The sequence below is a fragment of the Pseudomonas sp. NC02 genome, assembly GCF_002874965.1.
Classification (GTDB): Bacteria; Pseudomonadota; Gammaproteobacteria; order Pseudomonadales; family Pseudomonadaceae; genus Aquipseudomonas.
Window position 1 is genome coordinate 1,369,987 of sequence record NZ_CP025624.1, and the last position, 17,597, is coordinate 1,387,583.

The following is a 17,597-nucleotide window of genomic DNA, read 5'->3' on the forward strand; positions in this document are numbered from 1 at the left end:
TCTCCACGTTTTGTACAGGATCACTATGCCGGCTTCATTCGTTCACCTGCGCCTGCACACTGAATACTCCCTGGTCGACGGCCTGGTACGGATCAAACCCCTGGTCAAAACCCTGGTGGGCATGAACATGCCTGCCGTGGCGGTGACCGACCAGAACAACATGTGTTCCCTGGTCAAGTTCTACAAGGCCGCCATGGGCGCCGGCATCAAGCCGATCTGCGGTGCCGACCTGTGGCTGTCGAACAAGGACCCGGATAACCCACTGAGCCGCATCAGCCTGTTGGCGATGAACGGCGTGGGTTACCGCAACCTCACCGAACTGATTTCCCGTGGCTTTATCGATGGCCAGCGCAATGGCTCGATCATCATCGAGCGCGAGTGGGTGGCCGAAGCCAGCGAAGGGCTGATCATGCTCTCGGCGGCCAAAGAAGGTGAAATCGGTATCGCGCTGTTGGGCGGCAATCCTCATGAGGCTGAAGTGCTCGCCCGTGAGTGGATGGAGGTGTTCCCCGACCGTTTCTACCTGGAAATCCAGCGCACCAACCGCCCCAACGATGAAGAGCAGTTGCACGCCGCTGTGGCCCTGGCTGAAAAGCTTGGCGCGCCGCTGGTGGCGACCAACGATGTACGCTTTATCAAGAAGGAAGACTTCGAGGCCCACGAAACCCGCGTATGCATCGGTGAAGGCCGGGCGCTGGACGATCCGCGCCGCTCGAAAAACTACAGCGAAGAGCAGTACCTCAAAAGCGCCGATGAAATGGCCGAGTTGTTCAGTGACCTGCCCGAGGCCCTGGAAAACTCTGTCGAAATTGCCAAGCGCTGCAATATTGAAGTGAAGCTGGGCAAGCACTTCCTGCCCAACTTCCCGATTCCCGATGGCATGACCATCGACGAGTATTTCCGCAAGGTCTCGTTCGACGGTTTGGAGGAACGCCTGAGCGTCCTGCTGCCCAAGGACACCACTGAAGATTATGAAGCCAAGCGCCAGGTCTACGTCGACCGCCTGAATTTCGAGCTGGATATCATTATCCAGATGGGGTTCCCCGGTTACTTCCTGATCGTAATGGACTTTATCCAGTGGGCCAAAAGCAACGGCGTGCCGGTGGGGCCTGGCCGTGGATCGGGTGCTGGGTCGCTGGTGGCCTATGTGCAGAAGATCACCGACCTCGACCCGCTGGAATACGACCTGCTGTTCGAACGTTTCCTTAACCCGGAACGGGTATCGATGCCCGACTTCGACGTCGACTTCTGCATGGATGGTCGCGACCGGGTTATTGAGTACGTGGCCGAGAAATACGGACGCAACGCAGTAAGCCAGATCATCACCTTCGGTTCCATGGCGGCGAAAGCGGTAATTCGCGACGTGGCCCGGGTACAGGGCAAGTCCTACGGCCTGGCTGACCGCCTGTCGAAGATGATTCCGTTTGAAGTCGGCATGACCCTGGAAAAAGCCTACGAGCAGGAAGAAATCCTGCGGGACTTCATCAAGGTCGATGAAGAAGCGGCTGAAATCTGGGACATGGCGCGCAAGCTCGAAGGCGTGGTGCGTAACGTCGGTAAACACGCCGGTGGTGTAGTAATCGCGCCTACCAAGCTGACCGACTTTTCGCCGATCTATTGCGACGAAGAAGGCGACGGCCTGGTAACCCAGTTCGACAAGGACGACGTGGAGGCGGCCGGCCTGGTGAAGTTCGACTTCCTCGGCCTGCGTACCCTGACGATCATCGACTGGGCGCTGAAGACCATCAACCGCGACCGCGCCAAGGTCAATGAGCCACCGCTGGATATCGCGTTTATCCCGCTGGATGACAAGCCGACCTACAGCCTGCTGCAAAAAGCCGAAACCACGGCCGTGTTCCAGCTTGAATCCCGCGGCATGAAAGAGCTGATCAAAAAGCTCAAGCCCGACTGCCTGGAAGACTTGATCGCACTGGTGGCCCTGTTCCGTCCGGGCCCGCTGCAATCGGGCATGGTGGATGACTTCATCAACCGTAAGCACGGGCGTGCCGAGCTGGCTTACCCGCACTCCGACTACCAGTACGAAGGTCTCAAGCCGGTACTGGCACCGACCTACGGCATCATCCTGTATCAAGAACAGGTGATGCAGATTGCCCAGGTCATGGCCGGCTATACCCTCGGCGGCGCGGACATGCTGCGTCGAGCCATGGGTAAGAAAAAGCCCGAGGAAATGGCCAAGCAGCGCGGTGGCTTCATTGAAGGTTGCGCCACCAACAACATCGATGCCGACCTGGCCGGTAACATCTTCGACCTGGTGGAAAAGTTCGCCGGTTACGGCTTCAACAAATCCCACTCTGCCGCCTATGGCCTGGTGTCTTACCAGACTGCGTGGCTGAAGGCTCACTACCCGGCGCCGTTCATGGCGGCGGTACTGTCTGCGGATATGCACAACACCGACAAGGTCGTGACCTTGATCGAGGAAGTGCGCACCATGAAGCTGCGCCTCGACGCGCCGGACGTGAACACTTCCGAGTTCAAGTTCACGGTGAACGACGAAGGCCGCATCATCTATGGCCTCGGTGCGATCAAGGGCGTGGGCGAAGGCCCGGTGGAGGCGATTACCGAAGCGCGTCAGGACGGGCCGTTCAAGGACCTGTTCGATTTCTGCGCCCGGGTCGACCTCAAGCGCATCAACAAACGTACTCTGGATGGCTTGATCCGCAGCGGCGCCCTGGATCGCCTGGGCCCGTACTTCCATGATGAGCCGAAGGCGTACCAGGCCAATATCGACCGCAACCGCGCGGTATTGCTGACCGCCATGGAAGAAGCGATCAAGGCCGCCGAGCAGACCGCACGCACCCACGACAGCGGCCACGCCGACCTGTTTGGCGGGCTGTTCGTCGAAGAAGATGCCGACGTCTACGCCAACCATCGCAAGGCCAAGGACCTGACCCTCAAGGAGCGCCTCAAGGGTGAGAAAGACACCCTGGGCCTGTACCTCACCGGTCACCCGATTGACGAATATGAAGGTGAAATCCGGCGTTTCGCCCGCCAGCGCATCATCGACCTGAAGCCGGCGCGGGATACCCAGACCGTCGCAGGCATGATCATCGCGCTGCGGGTGATGAAGAATAAAAAGGGCGACAAGATGGGTTTCATCACCCTCGACGACCGCTCGGGCCGGATCGAAGCCTCGCTGTTTGCCGATGCCTTCCATTCCGCCCAGTCGCTGTTGCAGACCGACGCGATGGTGGTGGTGGAAGGGGAGGTCAGCAACGACGACTTCTCCGGCGGCCTGCGCCTGCGGATCAAGCGCGTGATGAGCATGGAAGATGCTCGCACCAACCTGGCCGAAAGCCTGCGCCTGAAGGTCAAGACCGATGCGCTCAAAGGTGATCAGCTACGCTGGTTGGGTGACTTGCTTAAACGCCACCGTGGCGCCTGCCCGGTGACCATGGAGTACACCGGCAACGACGCCAAGGCGATGTTGCAGTTTGGCGAGACGTGGCGAATTGACCCCGCCGATGGCTTGATTCAAGCATTGCGTGACCAGTTCGGGCGTGACAACGTCTTCCTCCAATACCGTTGACGGTCAGGCAGTACGAAGATCGCCTGATCTCGACCGAACATTTAATCTCGACCTAACCGCGCCTCTCCCTTAAGGTAGGGCGCGAATAGACAACCGGCTGGCCAGGCACTCCTTGGCCGTCGACCCAAGACGGACGCTTATGAACCCGAATTTTCTTGATTTCGAACAGCCGATCGCTGACCTGCAAGCCAAGATCGAAGAGCTGCGCCTGGTCGGCAATGACAATTCGCTGAATATCGGCGATGAAATCGCTCGCCTGCAAGACAAGAGCAGCACGCTTACCGAAGACATCTTCGGCAAGCTGACCAGCTGGCAGATCGCGCGCCTGGCCCGCCACCCGCGCCGTCCGTACACCCTGGACTACATCGACCATATCTTTACCGAGTTCGATGAGCTGCACGGCGACCGTCACTTCTCCGACGACGCCGCCATCGTGGGCGGTATCGCTCGCCTGGACGACCAGCCAGTGATGGTCATCGGTCACCAGAAAGGCCGTGAAGTGCGCGAGAAAGTCCGCCGCAACTTCGGCATGCCGCGCCCTGAAGGCTACCGCAAGGCTTGCCGCCTGATGGAAATGGCCGAGCGCTTCAAGATGCCGATCCTGACCTTCATCGACACCCCGGGCGCCTACCCGGGTATCGACGCTGAAGAGCGCAACCAGAGCGAAGCGATCGCCTGGAACCTGCGGGTGATGGCGCGCCTGAAGACGCCAATCATCGCTACCGTGATCGGCGAAGGCGGTTCCGGCGGCGCATTGGCGATTGGCGTCTGCGACCAGCTGAACATGCTGCAATATTCCACCTACGCGGTGATCTCGCCGGAAGGTTGCGCCTCGATCCTGTGGAAAACCGCCGAGAAGGCACCGGATGCCGCGGAAGCCATGGGCATCACTGCCGATCGCCTGAAAGGCCTGGGTATCGTGGATAAAGTGATCGCCGAGCCATTGGGCGGCGCCCACCGTGACCCGGCTGCCGCTGCCGCGACCATTCGTGCCGAACTCAGCTCGCAGCTGGCGATGCTCAAGAAGTTCGACAACGAGGCGCTGCTGGCCCGTCGTTACGAGCGCCTGATGAGCTACGGTCTCTAAGCCGACGCGTTACTAAATGCGGGAGCTGGCTTGTGTGGGAGCGGGCTTGCTCGCGAAGGCGGTGATTCAGTCAAGATAGTTGGCGACTGACACACTGCATTCGCGAGCAAGCCCGCTCCCACATTTGCCTTGTGTATGCTGGTTACCGCATTCCAGTTTGATGGCGTACTTTGCTATGAAGCCCACCTTAACCGCCAAGCTCCTGCAAATCCTCGCCCCCTGGCGCAACGCCCCGGCCTGGCATATCGCCTTCTCCGGCGGCCTCGACTCCACCGTCCTGCTGCACCTCCTGGCCACGCTGGCCAAAATCGACAAGCTCCCGCCACTCAGCGCTATCCATGTTCATCATGGGCTGCAAGCTGCGGCGGATGCGTGGCCGGCCCATTGCCAGTCCGTGTGCGACGCCTTGTGCGTGCCTCTGCGGGTGATCCGCGTGCAAGTGCAACAAGGTGCAAGCCTGGAGCGCGCGGCCCGTGACGCGCGGTATCAGGCGTTTGCCGAGGTCACCGGGGCAGGGGAGTTGCTGGTCACGGGCCAGCACCGTGACGATCAGGCAGAAACCTTACTGTTTCGGCTGTTGCGTGGGGCTGGCGTGCGTGGCCTGGCGGCAATGCCCGCGCAGCGCCCTTTGGCAGATGGCTATCTGGTGCGACCCTTGCTGGATGTGTCTCGCGCCGAGCTTGAAGCCTACGCCCGTGAACATCAATTGACCTGGATCGAAGACCCGTCGAACGCTGATCCGCGTTTCTCCCGCAATTACCTGCGCCACCATGTTTTCCCACACCTGACTGAACGTTGGCCCCAAGCCGTCAGCACCATGGCCCGCAGCGCCGAACATCTGAGCGAAGCCCACGGCTTGCTCGACGAACTGGCGCAGATGGACCTGCTGGCCGCCAGCCAGCACCCGGTGTTTCCCTGGCTGGCATTGCCTTCGCTGACCCTTGAACCGCTTGCCGCGCTCTCCGATGCCCGCCAGCGCAACGCACTTAGGCACTGGCTGACACCGTTGACACGCTTGCCCGACAGCGACCACTGGACCGGCTGGGCGACCTTGCGCGACGCCAAACACGATGCACAGCCACTGTGGCGCCTGGCCGACGGTCAATTGCACCGTTGTGGTGGGCTTATCTGGTGGTTACCTGCCAGTTGGTCGGAATTTTCTGACGCATCGGTGAGCTGGCCGCACCCGCAAAACCCACTACAGTTACCCGGTAACGGCCAAGTGCGCTTCAGCGGCAGTGCACCCGAAGGCCCCCTGAGCATCCGTTATCGCCAGGGCGGTGAAATCATGGAATTGCCAGGCCGGGGCCGGCGCGACCTGAAGCGCTTGCTTAACGAAAGTGCGGTACCAGGCTTCATCCGTGGCAGATTGCCGCTGCTGTATCAGGGCCAGCAATTGCTGGCTGTGGCCAACCTGCCGGGGCTTGCGGCGGGTGGCGGTACCGGCTGGCAATTACATTGGATGCCACCAACCTGCGATCAAGGTTTGAGCTGATAGAGCCTTTCCGGTAGACTACGCTCCCTTCTTGATACAACTTCTGTGGATTCGCCTGAATCGCAGCAGTTGCCGATTACCAAGCAGTCTTTGCTGGGCGATTCCAAAAAATGTGTAGCGATCAACGTACCGGTGTTTCATTGCTGGTCTGTCACAACGCGGCGGTTTTTTTGAAAGGTGCACTGTGATTAATGCAGGTGATCGGGGGCTTCGGCCTTCCTTCGCTTTCCCCGGCGGCTCGGACCGCTTTAACGCAGACTTCTAGGGTTTTTCATGACGCGCTACATATTCGTCACGGGCGGTGTTGTTTCTTCATTGGGGAAAGGCATTGCCTCCGCTTCATTGGCGGCCATCCTGGAGGCGCGGGGACTTAAGGTCACCATGCTCAAGCTGGACCCGTACATCAACGTTGACCCGGGCACCATGAGCCCGTTCCAGCACGGTGAAGTGTTCGTCACCCACGACGGCGCCGAGACCGACCTGGACCTGGGCCACTACGAGCGGTTCATCCGCACGACCATGACCCAGAACAACAACTTCACCACCGGCCGTGTCTACGAGCACGTGCTGCGCAAGGAGCGCCGTGGTGACTACCTGGGTGCAACCATCCAGGTGATCCCGCACATCACCGACGAAATCAAGCGCCGCATCATCAAGGGTGCAGGCGATGCCGACGTGGCGATGGTCGAGATCGGTGGCACCGTGGGTGACATCGAATCCCAACCGTTCCTCGAAGCCATCCGCCAGTTGCGTTTCGAAGTCGGCGCCAAGCGCGCGATGCTGATGCACCTGACGCTGGTGCCGTACATCGCCACCGCCGGCGAAACCAAAACCAAGCCTACCCAGCACTCGGTCAAGGAACTGCGTTCCATCGGCCTGCAGCCGGACGTGCTGGTGTGCCGCTCCGACCACGCGATCGACATCGCGTCCCGTCGCAAGATCGCCCAGTTCACCAACGTTGAAGAACGTGCGGTAATCGCCTTGGAAGACGCCGACACCATCTACAAGATCCCGGGCATCCTGCATTCCCAGGGCCTGGATGATTTTGTCGTCGAGCGCTTCGGCCTGCAGTGTGGCGGCGCCGATCTGTCCGAGTGGGAAGCCGTGGTCGACGCCAAGCTCAACCCTGAGCATGAAGTCACCATCGCCATGGTCGGCAAGTACATGGAGCTGCTGGACGCCTACAAGTCGCTGATCGAGGCGATGAGCCACGCGGGCATCAGCAACCGTACCAAGGTCAACCTGCGCTACATCGACTCCGAAGACATCGAGAACCAGGGCACCGCGTTGCTGGAAGGCGTTGACGCCATCCTGGTTCCGGGCGGCTTCGGTCTGCGTGGCGTGGAAGGCAAGATCACTGCCGTCCAGTACGCTCGTGAGAACAAGGTGCCGTACCTGGGTATCTGCCTGGGCATGCAAGTGGCGGTCATCGAGTTCGCTCGTAACGTGATGGGCTGGAAAGACGCCAACTCCACCGAGTTCGATCGCACCAGCGGCCATCCGGTCGTGGGCCTGATCACCGAGTGGGAAGATGCCACCGGCGCCGTCGAAACCCGTACCGAAGCCTCCGACCTGGGCGGCACCATGCGCCTCGGCGCGCAGGATTGCCTGCTGGAGCCGGGGTCCCTGGTTCACGATTGCTACGGCAAGGACGTGATTGTCGAGCGTCACCGTCACCGCTACGAAGTGAACAACAACCTGCTGCCGAAAATCATGGAAGCCGGCCTGAAAATCTCCGGTCGTTCCGGTGATGGCGCGCTGGTTGAAGTGGTTGAAGCACCGGATCATCCATGGTTCGTGGCTTGCCAGTTCCACCCGGAGTTCACCTCGACCCCGCGCGACGGTCACCCGTTGTTCAGCGGCTTCGTTAAAGCAGCACTGACGCAACATCAGAAGAAGGCGTAAACCTGATGGCCCAGAAGATCATTCGCGTAGGCGACATCGAGATTGCCAACGACAAGCCCATGGTGCTGTTCGGCGGCATGAACGTGCTGGAAAGCCGCGACATGGCGATGCAGGTCTGTGAAGAGTACGTGAAGGTGACCGAGAAACTCGGTATCCCCTACGTGTTCAAGGCCAGCTTCGACAAGGCCAACCGTTCGTCCGTGACTTCCTACCGCGGCCCGGGCCTTGAAGAAGGCATGCGGATCTTCCAGGACATCAAGCAAGCCTTCGGCGTGCCGATCATCACCGACGTCCACGAGCCTGAGCAGGCAGCCGTGGTTGCCGAGGTGTGCGACATCATCCAGTTGCCGGCCTTCCTGTCGCGCCAGACCGACCTCGTGGTCGCGATGGCCAAGACCGGCGCTGTGATCAATATCAAGAAAGCCCAGTTCCTCGCGCCTCAGGAAATGAAACATATCCTGAACAAGTGCGTGGAAGCGGGTAACGACCAGTTGATCCTCTGCGAGCGTGGTTCGAGCTTCGGCTACAACAACCTCGTGGTGGACATGCTCGGTTTCGGCATCATGAAACAGTTCGAATACCCAGTGTTCTTCGACGTGACCCACGCGCTGCAAATGCCCGGTGGTCGCGCCGATTCCGCTGGCGGGCGCCGTGCCCAGGTACTGGACCTGGCCAAGGCCGGCATCAGCCAGTCCCTGGCAGGTTTGTTCCTGGAAGCCCACCCGGACCCGGACAACGCCAAGTGCGACGGCCCATGCGCCCTGCGCCTGGACAAGCTGGAGCCATTCCTGGCCCAGTTGAAGCAGTTGGACGACCTGGTCAAGAGTTTTCCGACGGTAGAGACCGCGTAAGCGCCATTTCTCCGGTAGACTTTCCCTCGCTTTACGCTCAGGCCCGCAGGCCTGAGCCTTGTCGCCTGCAAGCCTGCCCGTTGTTCCACCCTTGCGGTCGGTCAAAAGATTTCCTTCAGCTGCGTCGTTTTCGTCAACTTTGGAGTGTTTACAACAATGGCAAAAATCGTCGACATCAAAGGTCGTGAAGTTCTCGACTCCCGTGGCAACCCTACCGTCGAAGCCGACGTGCTTCTCGATAACGGCATCATCGGCAGCGCCTGCGCGCCGTCCGGTGCTTCCACAGGTTCCCGCGAAGCACTGGAACTGCGTGATGGCGACAAGAGCCGTTACCTGGGCAAGGGCGTACTCAAGGCGGTGGCCAACATCAATGGCCCGATCCGCGACCTGCTGCTGGGCAAGGATCCACTTGACCAGAAAGCCCTCGATCACGCGATGATCAAGCTCGACGGTACCGAAAACAAAGGCAGCCTGGGCGCCAACGCCATCCTCGCCGTGTCCCTGGCCGCTGCCAAGGCCGCTGCACAGGACCAGGACCTGCCGCTGTACGCCCACATCGCCAACCTGAACGGCACTCCGGGTGTCTACTCGATGCCGGTTCCGATGATGAACATCATCAACGGTGGCGAGCACGCTGATAACAACGTCGACATCCAGGAATTCATGGTGCAGCCGGTTGGCGCCAAGACCTTCTCCGAAGGCCTGCGCATGGGCACCGAGATTTTCCATCACCTCAAGGCTGTGCTGAAGGCCCGTGGCCTGAGCACTGCAGTGGGTGACGAAGGTGGTTTCGCGCCGAACCTGGCGTCCAACGAAGACGCACTGAAAGTGATCTCCGAAGCCGTGGCCAACGCTGGCTACAAGCTGGGCACCGACGTGACCCTGGCCCTGGACTGCGCGGCCAGCGAATTCTACGAAGACGGCAAGTACAACCTGTCCGGCGAAGGCCACGTGTTCACCTCGGAAGGTTTTGCTGACTACCTCAAGGGCCTGACCGAGCGCTACCCGATCATCTCGATCGAAGACGGCCTGGACGAGTCCGACTGGGCTGGCTGGAAAGTGCTCACCGACAAGATCGGCGAGAAGATCCAGCTGGTGGGCGACGACCTGTTCGTGACCAACACCGAGATCCTGAAAGAAGGCATCGACAAAAAGATCGCCAACTCGATCCTGATCAAGTTCAACCAGATCGGCACCCTGACCGAAACCCTGGAAGCCATCCAGATGGCCAAGGCTGCGGGCTACACCGCCGTGATCTCCCACCGCTCCGGCGAAACCGAAGACTCGACCATTGCCGACCTGGCCGTGGGCACTTCGGCTGGGCAGATCAAGACCGGTTCCCTGTGCCGTTCCGATCGCGTTTCCAAGTACAACCAATTGCTGCGTATCGAAGAGCAACTGGGCGGCAAAGCCAAGTACAACGGTCGCAGCGAGTTTCGCGGCTGATTGTTAAATGGTAAAAGGTCAGCGGATTACGTCGGAAAAATCACGGCAGCGTGAATTTCGGCGCTAATCTCATGACTAACAAGCACAAGCCTGGTTTTTCCAGGCTTCGTGCTATCAGTTGCTGCAAAAGTTTTGCATGGCTGTCTTTTTTCACTGGATACCCGATATTCGATGCGCAGTCCCAATTGGTTGTTCCTCGTCTTGCTCTTGCTGCTGGCTGGCCTGCAGTACCGCCTTTGGGTGGGGAATGGCAGCTTGGCGCAGGTCACCGAACTGACCCAGCAAATTGCCGCACAGCACGCCGAAAACGAGGTGTTGCTGGAGCGCAATCGCGTGCTCGATGCCGAAGTACTTGAATTGAAGAAAGGCATGGAGACCGTTGAAGAGCGGGCTCGCCATGAGTTGGGCATGGTCAAGGAGGGCGAAACCCTCTACCAGTTGGCCCAATGAGCATTTCGTCACCGGCCTTCTGGGCCGTGATTCCTGCCGCGGGCGTGGGTGCCCGTATGGCCGCGGACCGTCCCAAGCAGTACTTGCAATTGGGTGGGCGCACTATTCTCGAACACAGCCTTGGCTGTTTCCTCGATCATCCGGGCCTCAAGGGGCTGGTGGTCAGCGTTGCGATGGATGACCCTTACTGGCCGACCCTGGCTTGCGCCACCGACCCACGCATTGTGCGCGTTGACGGCGGCGAAGAGCGCTCGGGTTCGGTCCTCAATGCCTTGCTTTACCTGCACGGCCAGGGCGCGAGCGATGACGATTGGGTGCTGGTGCATGACGCCGCCCGGCCGAACCTCAGCCGCGATGACCTGGACAAGTTGCTCTTTGAACTGGCCGACGACAGCGTGGGCGGGCTGCTGGCCGTGCCGGCGCGGGACACCCTCAAGCGCGCCGACAAGCACGGGCGCGTGTTGGAAACGGTTGATCGCACGCCGATCTGGCAGGCCTACACCCCGCAGATGTTCCACCTTGGCGCGCTGCACCGGGCCTTGGCCGACAGCCTGGTCTCGGACGTGGTCATCACCGACGAAGCCTCGGCCATGGAATGGGCCGGGCATGCGCCTCGCCTGATCGAAGGCCGTTCCGACAACCTCAAGGTCACGCGCCCGGAAGACCTTGAATGGCTGCGCCAGCGTCGGACTTTCCAGTCTTCCTGACGCTCACACCGTCATCTGTTCAACCCCGGCCGGGGTCTTGAACTCATCCACCAGCGCCTGAATGCTGTCGAACGGTTTGCCGTCCACGGCCCAACCGGGCGCGCTGATGGCGTATCGGCTGCCCTGTTGATCGATCCTGAAATGGCGTACGTCGCCTCGCCGTGAACGGTAGTGAAGGTGTGCCGGTGTCGTGACGGTGGCCGGTGTCAGCATGAACTGGCCTGGCTTGGTCAGCAGCGTCTGTGGCGTCCTGGCCTGGGGCTGGGAGGGGGCGGGCGCCGGTTGCGCCGGGCGTTGCAAGCTGGCGCGGTCCACCCGCAGGACCAGGTTGGCCTTGACCGTTCCCTCACCCTTGCCGATGCCCAGGCTGGCGGTGCGTCCCGTGTCCACTTCGACGCCGAGGTGCCCGCCAGCCGCTGCATCCTCGATCCGCAGGCCGATGCTGCCGGTGAGTTCGGCGATCCCCGGAATCCCTTTGTAGGTATTGGTATGGCTGTCACCCACCAGTGCGACCCATTTTCCCGGGCGCGGCTTGGTGGTCTGGATCCATTGAATCACCTCGGTGGCGTAGAAGTTCATCATGCGCTGGCGCAAGTTGTCGGCGGTGTCGGGCAGGTCGCGCAGCATGTAGCTGACAGTGCAGTCGATCGGCTGGATTTTGATCCCGGCGTCACGGGCTGCGGTGACGATGTTGACGAACGAGTAGTGCCGGTCGCGCAACGGCGGGTAGATGTTGTTGAGGAAGCCCTTGAGTTCCTCGGGCATCACCGCGCTTCGGGTACGGTAGAACGCCTTGAGCAAGGGCATGTGTACATCCGTCAGCAGATGCTCGAAATAGAGGCGTTTGACCCCCTCGCTGGCCAACAGCGGCATGTTGTTGATCAGGAACGCCTTGCTCGACAGGGCTCCATGGCTTTCGCCGATCACCAGGCCGTCGCTGGCGTGCAGCAGTTTTTGAATGATGGTCGGCTGCGATTCATTCAGGCTGAGCCTTGGAAGCACGGGCCGCATCGGTGAAAACGACAAGTTGGCAAAGAATATCGTGGCATCTTCAGACAGCTTGGTTCTTTTCTCGAAAAACAACTTGCGGGTGTCTTTCACCGGCTGGGCACCGCTGCCCACGGGTTCAAGGTTTTCCGAAAACGAACTGGTGTCGGTGAGCATCTCCGAAACGGTCTCGCGTGCGGGGGGTGGCATCTCGTAGGCACTGTAGAACGTCGAGTGTTGCGGGCCGCCGAACAGCGTGTAGACCCTTTGCCAGGCATTGCGAAATGCGCCTCCGCCGGCCAGCCCGGCCGTGCGCCACTTCAGGTCGGCGCTCTGGATGGCATACAGGCCGGTGGATTGCAGCGTGTTTGGCGCGTTGGGAGCCATTACGAACAGTTCGAAGAAGCCTGATTCATTGGGGGTCTTGTAGGTCAGGTACAGGTCGCCGTGAATCCGGATGGTCTGCAGGCCGCCGGGAGTCATCCGTGGGCTCAGGGTGCGCGTCTCGGTGTTGGCCGCCATGGAGGTTTCGTTGATGGCGCTGACGCTGATCCGGCCCGCATCCTGGCGTACTGCCGGGCCCAGGGTGGGGCGCAGGCTTTCGAGGCCCTTGAGCCCCTTGGACACGCCATGGGCGACCACCGGCAGCGCGTTAAGGGCGCCGAATACAATGCGCTCCTTCGCGTGGGGTTTGCCGCGCAGCAGGTCGTCGGCACCCACCACCATTTCAGTCGCGCCGGAGGTCAGGAAGCAAAATTCCGCCAGTAGTGCGTTGCCCATGGCCAGTGCTACGGGAACCGCCAGGATGCAGGCTTTTTCCAGGGCATCCAGGGTGTCGGCCTTGAGCGTATCCAGGGGCGAAATAAAGCTTCGCGCCGCTACTTTTGCAAGGCGTACCCTGATCTGCCGGGCGATGAACTCAAACGGGTTACTGCCCAGTGCCGGATACATCGGGTTATTGATGTACTGCTCGGGATCCCAGTAGTTATCGGCCCGCAGGCTGTTGAACAAACCCGGGGAGGTTGCCGGCTTCGGAAACACCGCCATCCCCACCAGTGCCTCCTCCACGCCGCTGTAGATCAGGCCGGAGTCGATGGCGTCCTCGTCGAAGTGTTGGGTCAGCGTCTTGCGTTGAGTGGCGTCCCTTGCCGTTTCCACCAGCCAACTGCGCATGTCTGCCGGGTTATTGAACCCATGGAAGGGCGAGGAGTTGCCCGGGATATAGAGCAGGGTCACCTGGCTTTGGTTATCGGTGATGGTCAGGATGTCGGTGGATTCGCTGTTGTGAACGCGCAATAGCCGCAGGGACAGGTTTGGGTCGAGGCGATAGGGCTCCTGGAAATCCTCCAGGGTGAGGTTGTCGTGGTTCTTGTCGATGCCGATTCCCGCCGCCCGTGCCGCCAGCTGTCTCTCTGCCACGGTCAGGGTGAACTCATGGAACTGTTCCAGATAGGCTTTGGTGAACGCGATGCGCATCAGGGTGTTGTAGTTTTCCCGGTGGTTGTTCCAAAACTTGCCGATCGCCTCGTCGTAGGTTTGTTCGAAATGGCTTGAGTTAACGATGAGCCTGAAGGTTTTTGGTGAAATCTGCAGCTGCGTGCTCGGGTCGTAAACCTGGGGCTGGCTTTGCAGATACAGCGCCTCATAACGCCTTGGCGGGATCCAGCCCGAGACGATGAACTCTTCGTTGAACATTGCCGGAATCCGGTTATCCATCAAGCGCGGCAGCTCGCTGACAATATTGAAATAAGGTGCAGTGGTGGAAAACCCGGTGGTATTGAGCATGCCGCCCGGGGGCTGGGGCGCATTGCAGACCATGGCCTCGGTCAGCGACATCGACTGGATCACCACGGCGGTGAAGGCCGCGTTGGGGTTGTCGGTGTTGTATTCGAGGGTGGCGAGGAGGGTGGTGTCCGGGTCGAACTCGACCTGGCTGAGGGGCTGTACCCGCTCGCGGATCAACTGGGCGGCGATTCGCGAAGGTACGGGAAAATCCGCCAGGACCTTGCGAACGAAATGACTGATGCGCTGGAGTTGCGGGCCGTTGGTTATCATGGGGGTGCCTGGTTACGCAGTAAAAAAGGCTATTTACCGGCACTCAGGCGCTGCATGGGCGGTAGCAGTCTATCTCAGGTAGACGGGATGGTTGCCCAGGCCCTCCTTGAGAAAGTCCACCAGTTTTCGCACCTTGGGCGAAAGGTGGCGTTGTTGCGGGTACAGCGCCCAAACCGCGGTGTTGGGCGGTTGATGGGCTTCGAGTAACGACACCAGTGCGCCGCTGTGCAAATGCTCCAGCACGTAATAGTCCGGCAACTGGCAAAGACCGACACCTTGCAGGGCCGCATCCAGCACCGCTTGCCCGCTGTTGCAGCGCCAGTTTCCCTGTACCCGCTGGGAAAATTCGCGCCCGTCCTGGGCCAGTTGCCAAATATCCGAGCTGCCGATCAGGCAGTTATGCCGGCTTAACTCCGACAAGCTATGTGGCCGCCCGTACCTGGCCAGGTAGGACTGTGACGCGCACAGGTACATACGCCGCGGCGCGAGGCGGCTGGCAACCATGCGCGAATCCGCCAGGCGCCCGAGGCGAATCGCCAGGTCCAGGCCTTCGTGCACCAGGTCCAGCTGGCGGTTGGTCAATTCCACGTCCACGCGCAATTGCGGATAAAGCGCCATGAACCGCGTCACCAGCGGCACGATAAAACGCTCGCCGTAAGCCACTGCGCAGGTCATGCGCAACATTCCCTTGGGCTCGCTGGCCAGGTCGCCCACGGCGCGCAAGGCTTCTTCGCGACCGTCCTGCAATCGCTGGCAATGTTGCAGGAAGGTCTGGCCGGCTTCGGTCAGTGTCACCTTGCGCGTGCTGCGATACAGCAAGCGTGTTTGCAGGCGCTCTTCCAGTCGCGCGACCTGGCGGCTGATATGGGACGACGACACGCCCAGGCGCTCGGCGGCCGCGGTGAATTGGCTGCATTCGGCCACGGCGACGAACTCGTCGATGCCCTCCCAGCGGTTTTCCAGCATGCTGATTATCCCTGCGTAGCAATAATGTTTTGCTTTTGTCTGGATTATTAATCAGATGAGCATGTTTTACACTGCCGGCCATACGTTTTTAACCCGATGGAGAAACCGGATGATCAAGTCCCGCGCGGCCGTAGCCTTCGAAGCCAAGAAACCCCTCGAGATCGTTGAAGTGGATGTGGCCATGCCCAAGGCGGGCGAGGTGCTGTTGCGGGTGGTGGCGTCCGGTGTGTGCCATACCGATGCCTACACCCTGTCGGGCGCGGACCCGGAAGGCATTTTCCCGTCGATCCTCGGCCACGAAGGCGGCGCCGTGGTTGAAGCCATCGGCGAAGGCGTGACCTCGGTGGCGGTGGGCGACCACGTGATCCCGCTGTACACCCCGGAATGCGGCAAGTGCAAATTCTGCCTGTCGGGCAAGACCAACCTCTGCCAGGCGATTCGCGCCACCCAGGGTAAAGGCCTGATGCCAGATGGCACCTCGCGCTTTTCCTACAAGGGCCAGCCGATTTTCCACTACATGGGCACTTCGACCTTCTCCGAATACACCGTGCTGCCGGAAATCTCCGTAGCGAAGATTCCCAAAGAAGCGCCGCTGGAAAAAGTCTGCCTGCTGGGCTGTGGTGTCACCACCGGTATCGGTGCAGTGATCAACACCGCCAAGGTCAAGCCAGGCGACACCGTGGCCATCTTCGGCCTGGGCGGCATCGGCCTGTCGGCGGTGATCGGCGCGGTGAAAGCCAAGGCCGGCCGCATCATTGCCATCGACATCAACCCGGCCAAGTTTGAAATCGCCAGGCAGCTGGGTGCCACCGACTGCATCAACCCGAAAGACTACGACCGCCCGATCCAGGACGTGATCGTCGATTTGACCGACGGCGGCGTCGACTTTTCCTTCGAGTGCATCGGCAATGTCCAGCTGATGCGTGCGGCCCTTGAGTGCTGCCACAAAGGTTGGGGCGAGTCGGTGATCATCGGCGTGGCCGGCGCCGGCCAGGAAATTGCTACCCGTCCGTTCCAACTGGTCACCGGCCGCGTCTGGCGCGGTTCGGCGTTCGGCGGCGTGCGCGGTCGCAGCGAGTTGCCAAGCTATGTGGAAATGGCCCAGACCGGTGAAATCCCGCTGGATACGTTCATCACCCACACCATGGGCCTGGAAGATATCAACAAGGCGTTTGACCTGATGCATGAAGGCAAGAGCATCCGCACCGTCATTCACTTCTGAGGTCGGCCATGAGTCTGGAAAACCTGTCGTGCCAGAAAAGCTTTGGCGGCTGGCATAAACGCTACAAGCATCATTCCGACGTGCTGGGTTGCGACATGACCTTCGCCGTGTACCTGCCGCCGCAAGCGGAGCAGGGCGGCAAATTGCCGGTGCTGTACTGGCTATCGGGCCTGACCTGCACCGATGAGAACTTCATGCAGAAGGCCGGCGCGCAACGCATGGCAGCCGAGCTGGGGTTGATCATTGTTGCGCCGGACACCAGCCCGCGCGGCCCCGGTGTGCCGGGTGATCCGGACAACGCCTGGGACTTTGGCCTGGGCGCCGGTTTCTACCTGAACGCCACCCAGGAGCCCTGGGCCCAGCACTATCGGATGCATGACTACGTGGTGCAGGAGTTGCCTGCATTGGTCGAGGCGCATTTCCCGGCGTCGGCCAAACGCGGGATCAGCGGCCACTCCATGGGCGGCCACGGCGCGCTGGTGTGTGCCTTGCGCAACCCGGGGCGTTATCAGTCGGTGTCGGCGTTCTCGCCGATCAACAACCCGATGGATTGCCCGTGGGGCCAGAAGGCATTCTCCCGCTACCTCGGCGAAGAGCGCTCGAAATGGCGCGAATGGGATGCCTGCGTGTTGATCAGCGAAGCCTCGGAAAAGCTGCCATTGCTGGTGGACCAGGGCGACCGCGACGATTTCCTCGCGGTGCAGCTCAAGCCTGAAGCGTTGCAACAGGCGGCCAGGGCGGCGAACCATCCGCTGGAGCTGCGCCTGCAACCGGGCTATGACCACAGCTACTTCTTTATCGCCAGCTTCATCGAAGACCACTTACGCCATCACGCGCGCGCTTTGCTCGGTTAATGTGAGGCAAAAGTAGGTAGAATCA

Annotated in this window: 12 protein-coding genes; 10 read left to right on the forward strand and 2 right to left on the reverse strand. The window is 60.6% G+C overall.

Annotated features, from left to right (window positions below; all coding sequences use genetic code 11):
• Positions 1-25: 25 nt before the first annotated feature.
• The 8 genes from dnaE (at position 26) to ispD (ending at position 11,488) form a co-directional block, all read left to right on the forward strand.
• Entirely contained in the window at positions 26-3,547 is a 3,522-nt protein-coding gene (gene dnaE / locus C0058_RS06305; protein ID WP_102368231.1) for a DNA polymerase III subunit alpha, read from the forward strand.
• Between the two features lie 139 nt (positions 3,548-3,686).
• On the forward strand, positions 3,687-4,634 hold the full coding sequence (locus C0058_RS06310) for an acetyl-CoA carboxylase carboxyltransferase subunit alpha (RefSeq protein ID WP_003219302.1): 948 nt from the start codon (positions 3,687-3,689) through the stop codon (positions 4,632-4,634).
• Between the two features lie 175 nt (positions 4,635-4,809).
• Positions 4,810-6,129: a tRNA lysidine(34) synthetase TilS gene (gene tilS, locus C0058_RS06315; protein ID WP_102368232.1), complete on the forward strand. Its 1,320-nt coding sequence runs from the start codon at positions 4,810-4,812 to the stop codon at positions 6,127-6,129.
• 273 nt (positions 6,130-6,402) lie between these two features.
• Positions 6,403-8,034 carry a CTP synthase gene (locus tag C0058_RS06320; RefSeq protein WP_003219298.1) on the forward strand — a complete coding sequence of 544 codons (1,632 nt, stop codon included), beginning with the start codon at positions 6,403-6,405 and terminating at the stop codon, positions 8,032-8,034.
• A gap of 5 nt (positions 8,035-8,039) precedes the next feature.
• Positions 8,040-8,885 carry a 3-deoxy-8-phosphooctulonate synthase gene (kdsA, locus tag C0058_RS06325; protein WP_003219295.1) on the forward strand — a complete coding sequence of 282 codons (846 nt, stop codon included), beginning with the start codon at positions 8,040-8,042 and terminating at the stop codon, positions 8,883-8,885.
• Positions 8,886-9,041: 156 nt separating this feature from the next.
• A complete protein-coding gene (eno, locus tag C0058_RS06330; RefSeq protein ID WP_102368233.1) occupies positions 9,042-10,331 on the forward strand; it encodes a phosphopyruvate hydratase in 1,290 nt (429 codons plus the stop codon).
• A gap of 171 nt (positions 10,332-10,502) precedes the next feature.
• Positions 10,503-10,781 (forward strand): cell division protein FtsB, encoded by a 279-nt coding sequence (gene ftsB, locus C0058_RS06335; protein ID WP_003219292.1) that lies wholly within the window; start codon positions 10,503-10,505, stop codon positions 10,779-10,781.
• Positions 10,778-11,488 carry a 2-C-methyl-D-erythritol 4-phosphate cytidylyltransferase gene (ispD, locus tag C0058_RS06340; RefSeq protein WP_003219291.1) on the forward strand — a complete coding sequence of 237 codons (711 nt, stop codon included), beginning with the start codon at positions 10,778-10,780 and terminating at the stop codon, positions 11,486-11,488. The genes ftsB and ispD overlap by 4 nt, the downstream gene beginning before the upstream one ends.
• Before the next feature lie 3 nt (positions 11,489-11,491).
• Here the strand turns inward: ispD and C0058_RS06345 are convergent, their stop codons facing one another.
• Positions 11,492-14,530 carry a dermonecrotic toxin domain-containing protein gene (locus tag C0058_RS06345; RefSeq protein WP_102368234.1) on the reverse strand — a complete coding sequence of 1,013 codons (3,039 nt, stop codon included), beginning with the start codon at positions 14,528-14,530 and terminating at the stop codon, positions 11,492-11,494.
• Positions 14,531-14,599: 69 nt separating this feature from the next.
• Positions 14,600-15,496 carry a LysR substrate-binding domain-containing protein gene (locus tag C0058_RS06350; RefSeq protein WP_102368235.1) on the reverse strand — a complete coding sequence of 299 codons (897 nt, stop codon included), beginning with the start codon at positions 15,494-15,496 and terminating at the stop codon, positions 14,600-14,602.
• Positions 15,497-15,605: 109 nt separating this feature from the next.
• On the opposite strand from C0058_RS06350, the gene C0058_RS06355 reads away from it, so the two are divergent.
• Positions 15,606-16,718 (forward strand): S-(hydroxymethyl)glutathione dehydrogenase/class III alcohol dehydrogenase, encoded by a 1,113-nt coding sequence (locus C0058_RS06355; RefSeq protein ID WP_003219285.1) that lies wholly within the window; start codon positions 15,606-15,608, stop codon positions 16,716-16,718.
• Positions 16,719-16,726: 8 nt separating this feature from the next.
• Positions 16,727-17,572 carry an S-formylglutathione hydrolase gene (fghA, locus tag C0058_RS06360; protein ID WP_003219284.1) on the forward strand — a complete coding sequence of 282 codons (846 nt, stop codon included), beginning with the start codon at positions 16,727-16,729 and terminating at the stop codon, positions 17,570-17,572.
• Positions 17,573-17,597: the final 25 nt, after the last annotated feature.

Bases quoted from the DNA above. Each gene is read 5' to 3' on its own strand.
- dnaE (WP_102368231.1), top strand. From the start codon at position 26: ATGCCGGCTTCATTCGTTCACCTGCGCCTGCACACTGAATACTCCCTG.
- C0058_RS06310 (WP_003219302.1), top strand. From the start codon at position 3,687: ATGAACCCGAATTTTCTTGATTTCGAACAGCCGATCGCTGACCTGCAA.
- tilS (WP_102368232.1), top strand. From the start codon at position 4,810: ATGAAGCCCACCTTAACCGCCAAGCTCCTGCAAATCCTCGCCCCCTGG.
- C0058_RS06320 (WP_003219298.1), top strand. From the start codon at position 6,403: ATGACGCGCTACATATTCGTCACGGGCGGTGTTGTTTCTTCATTGGGG.
- kdsA (WP_003219295.1), top strand. From the start codon at position 8,040: ATGGCCCAGAAGATCATTCGCGTAGGCGACATCGAGATTGCCAACGAC.
- eno (WP_102368233.1), top strand. From the start codon at position 9,042: ATGGCAAAAATCGTCGACATCAAAGGTCGTGAAGTTCTCGACTCCCGT.
- ftsB (WP_003219292.1), top strand. From the start codon at position 10,503: ATGCGCAGTCCCAATTGGTTGTTCCTCGTCTTGCTCTTGCTGCTGGCT.
- ispD (WP_003219291.1), top strand. From the start codon at position 10,778: ATGAGCATTTCGTCACCGGCCTTCTGGGCCGTGATTCCTGCCGCGGGC.
- C0058_RS06345 (WP_102368234.1), bottom strand. From the start codon at position 14,530: ATGATAACCAACGGCCCGCAACTCCAGCGCATCAGTCATTTCGTTCGC.
- C0058_RS06350 (WP_102368235.1), bottom strand. From the start codon at position 15,496: ATGCTGGAAAACCGCTGGGAGGGCATCGACGAGTTCGTCGCCGTGGCC.
- C0058_RS06355 (WP_003219285.1), top strand. From the start codon at position 15,606: ATGATCAAGTCCCGCGCGGCCGTAGCCTTCGAAGCCAAGAAACCCCTC.
- fghA (WP_003219284.1), top strand. From the start codon at position 16,727: ATGAGTCTGGAAAACCTGTCGTGCCAGAAAAGCTTTGGCGGCTGGCAT.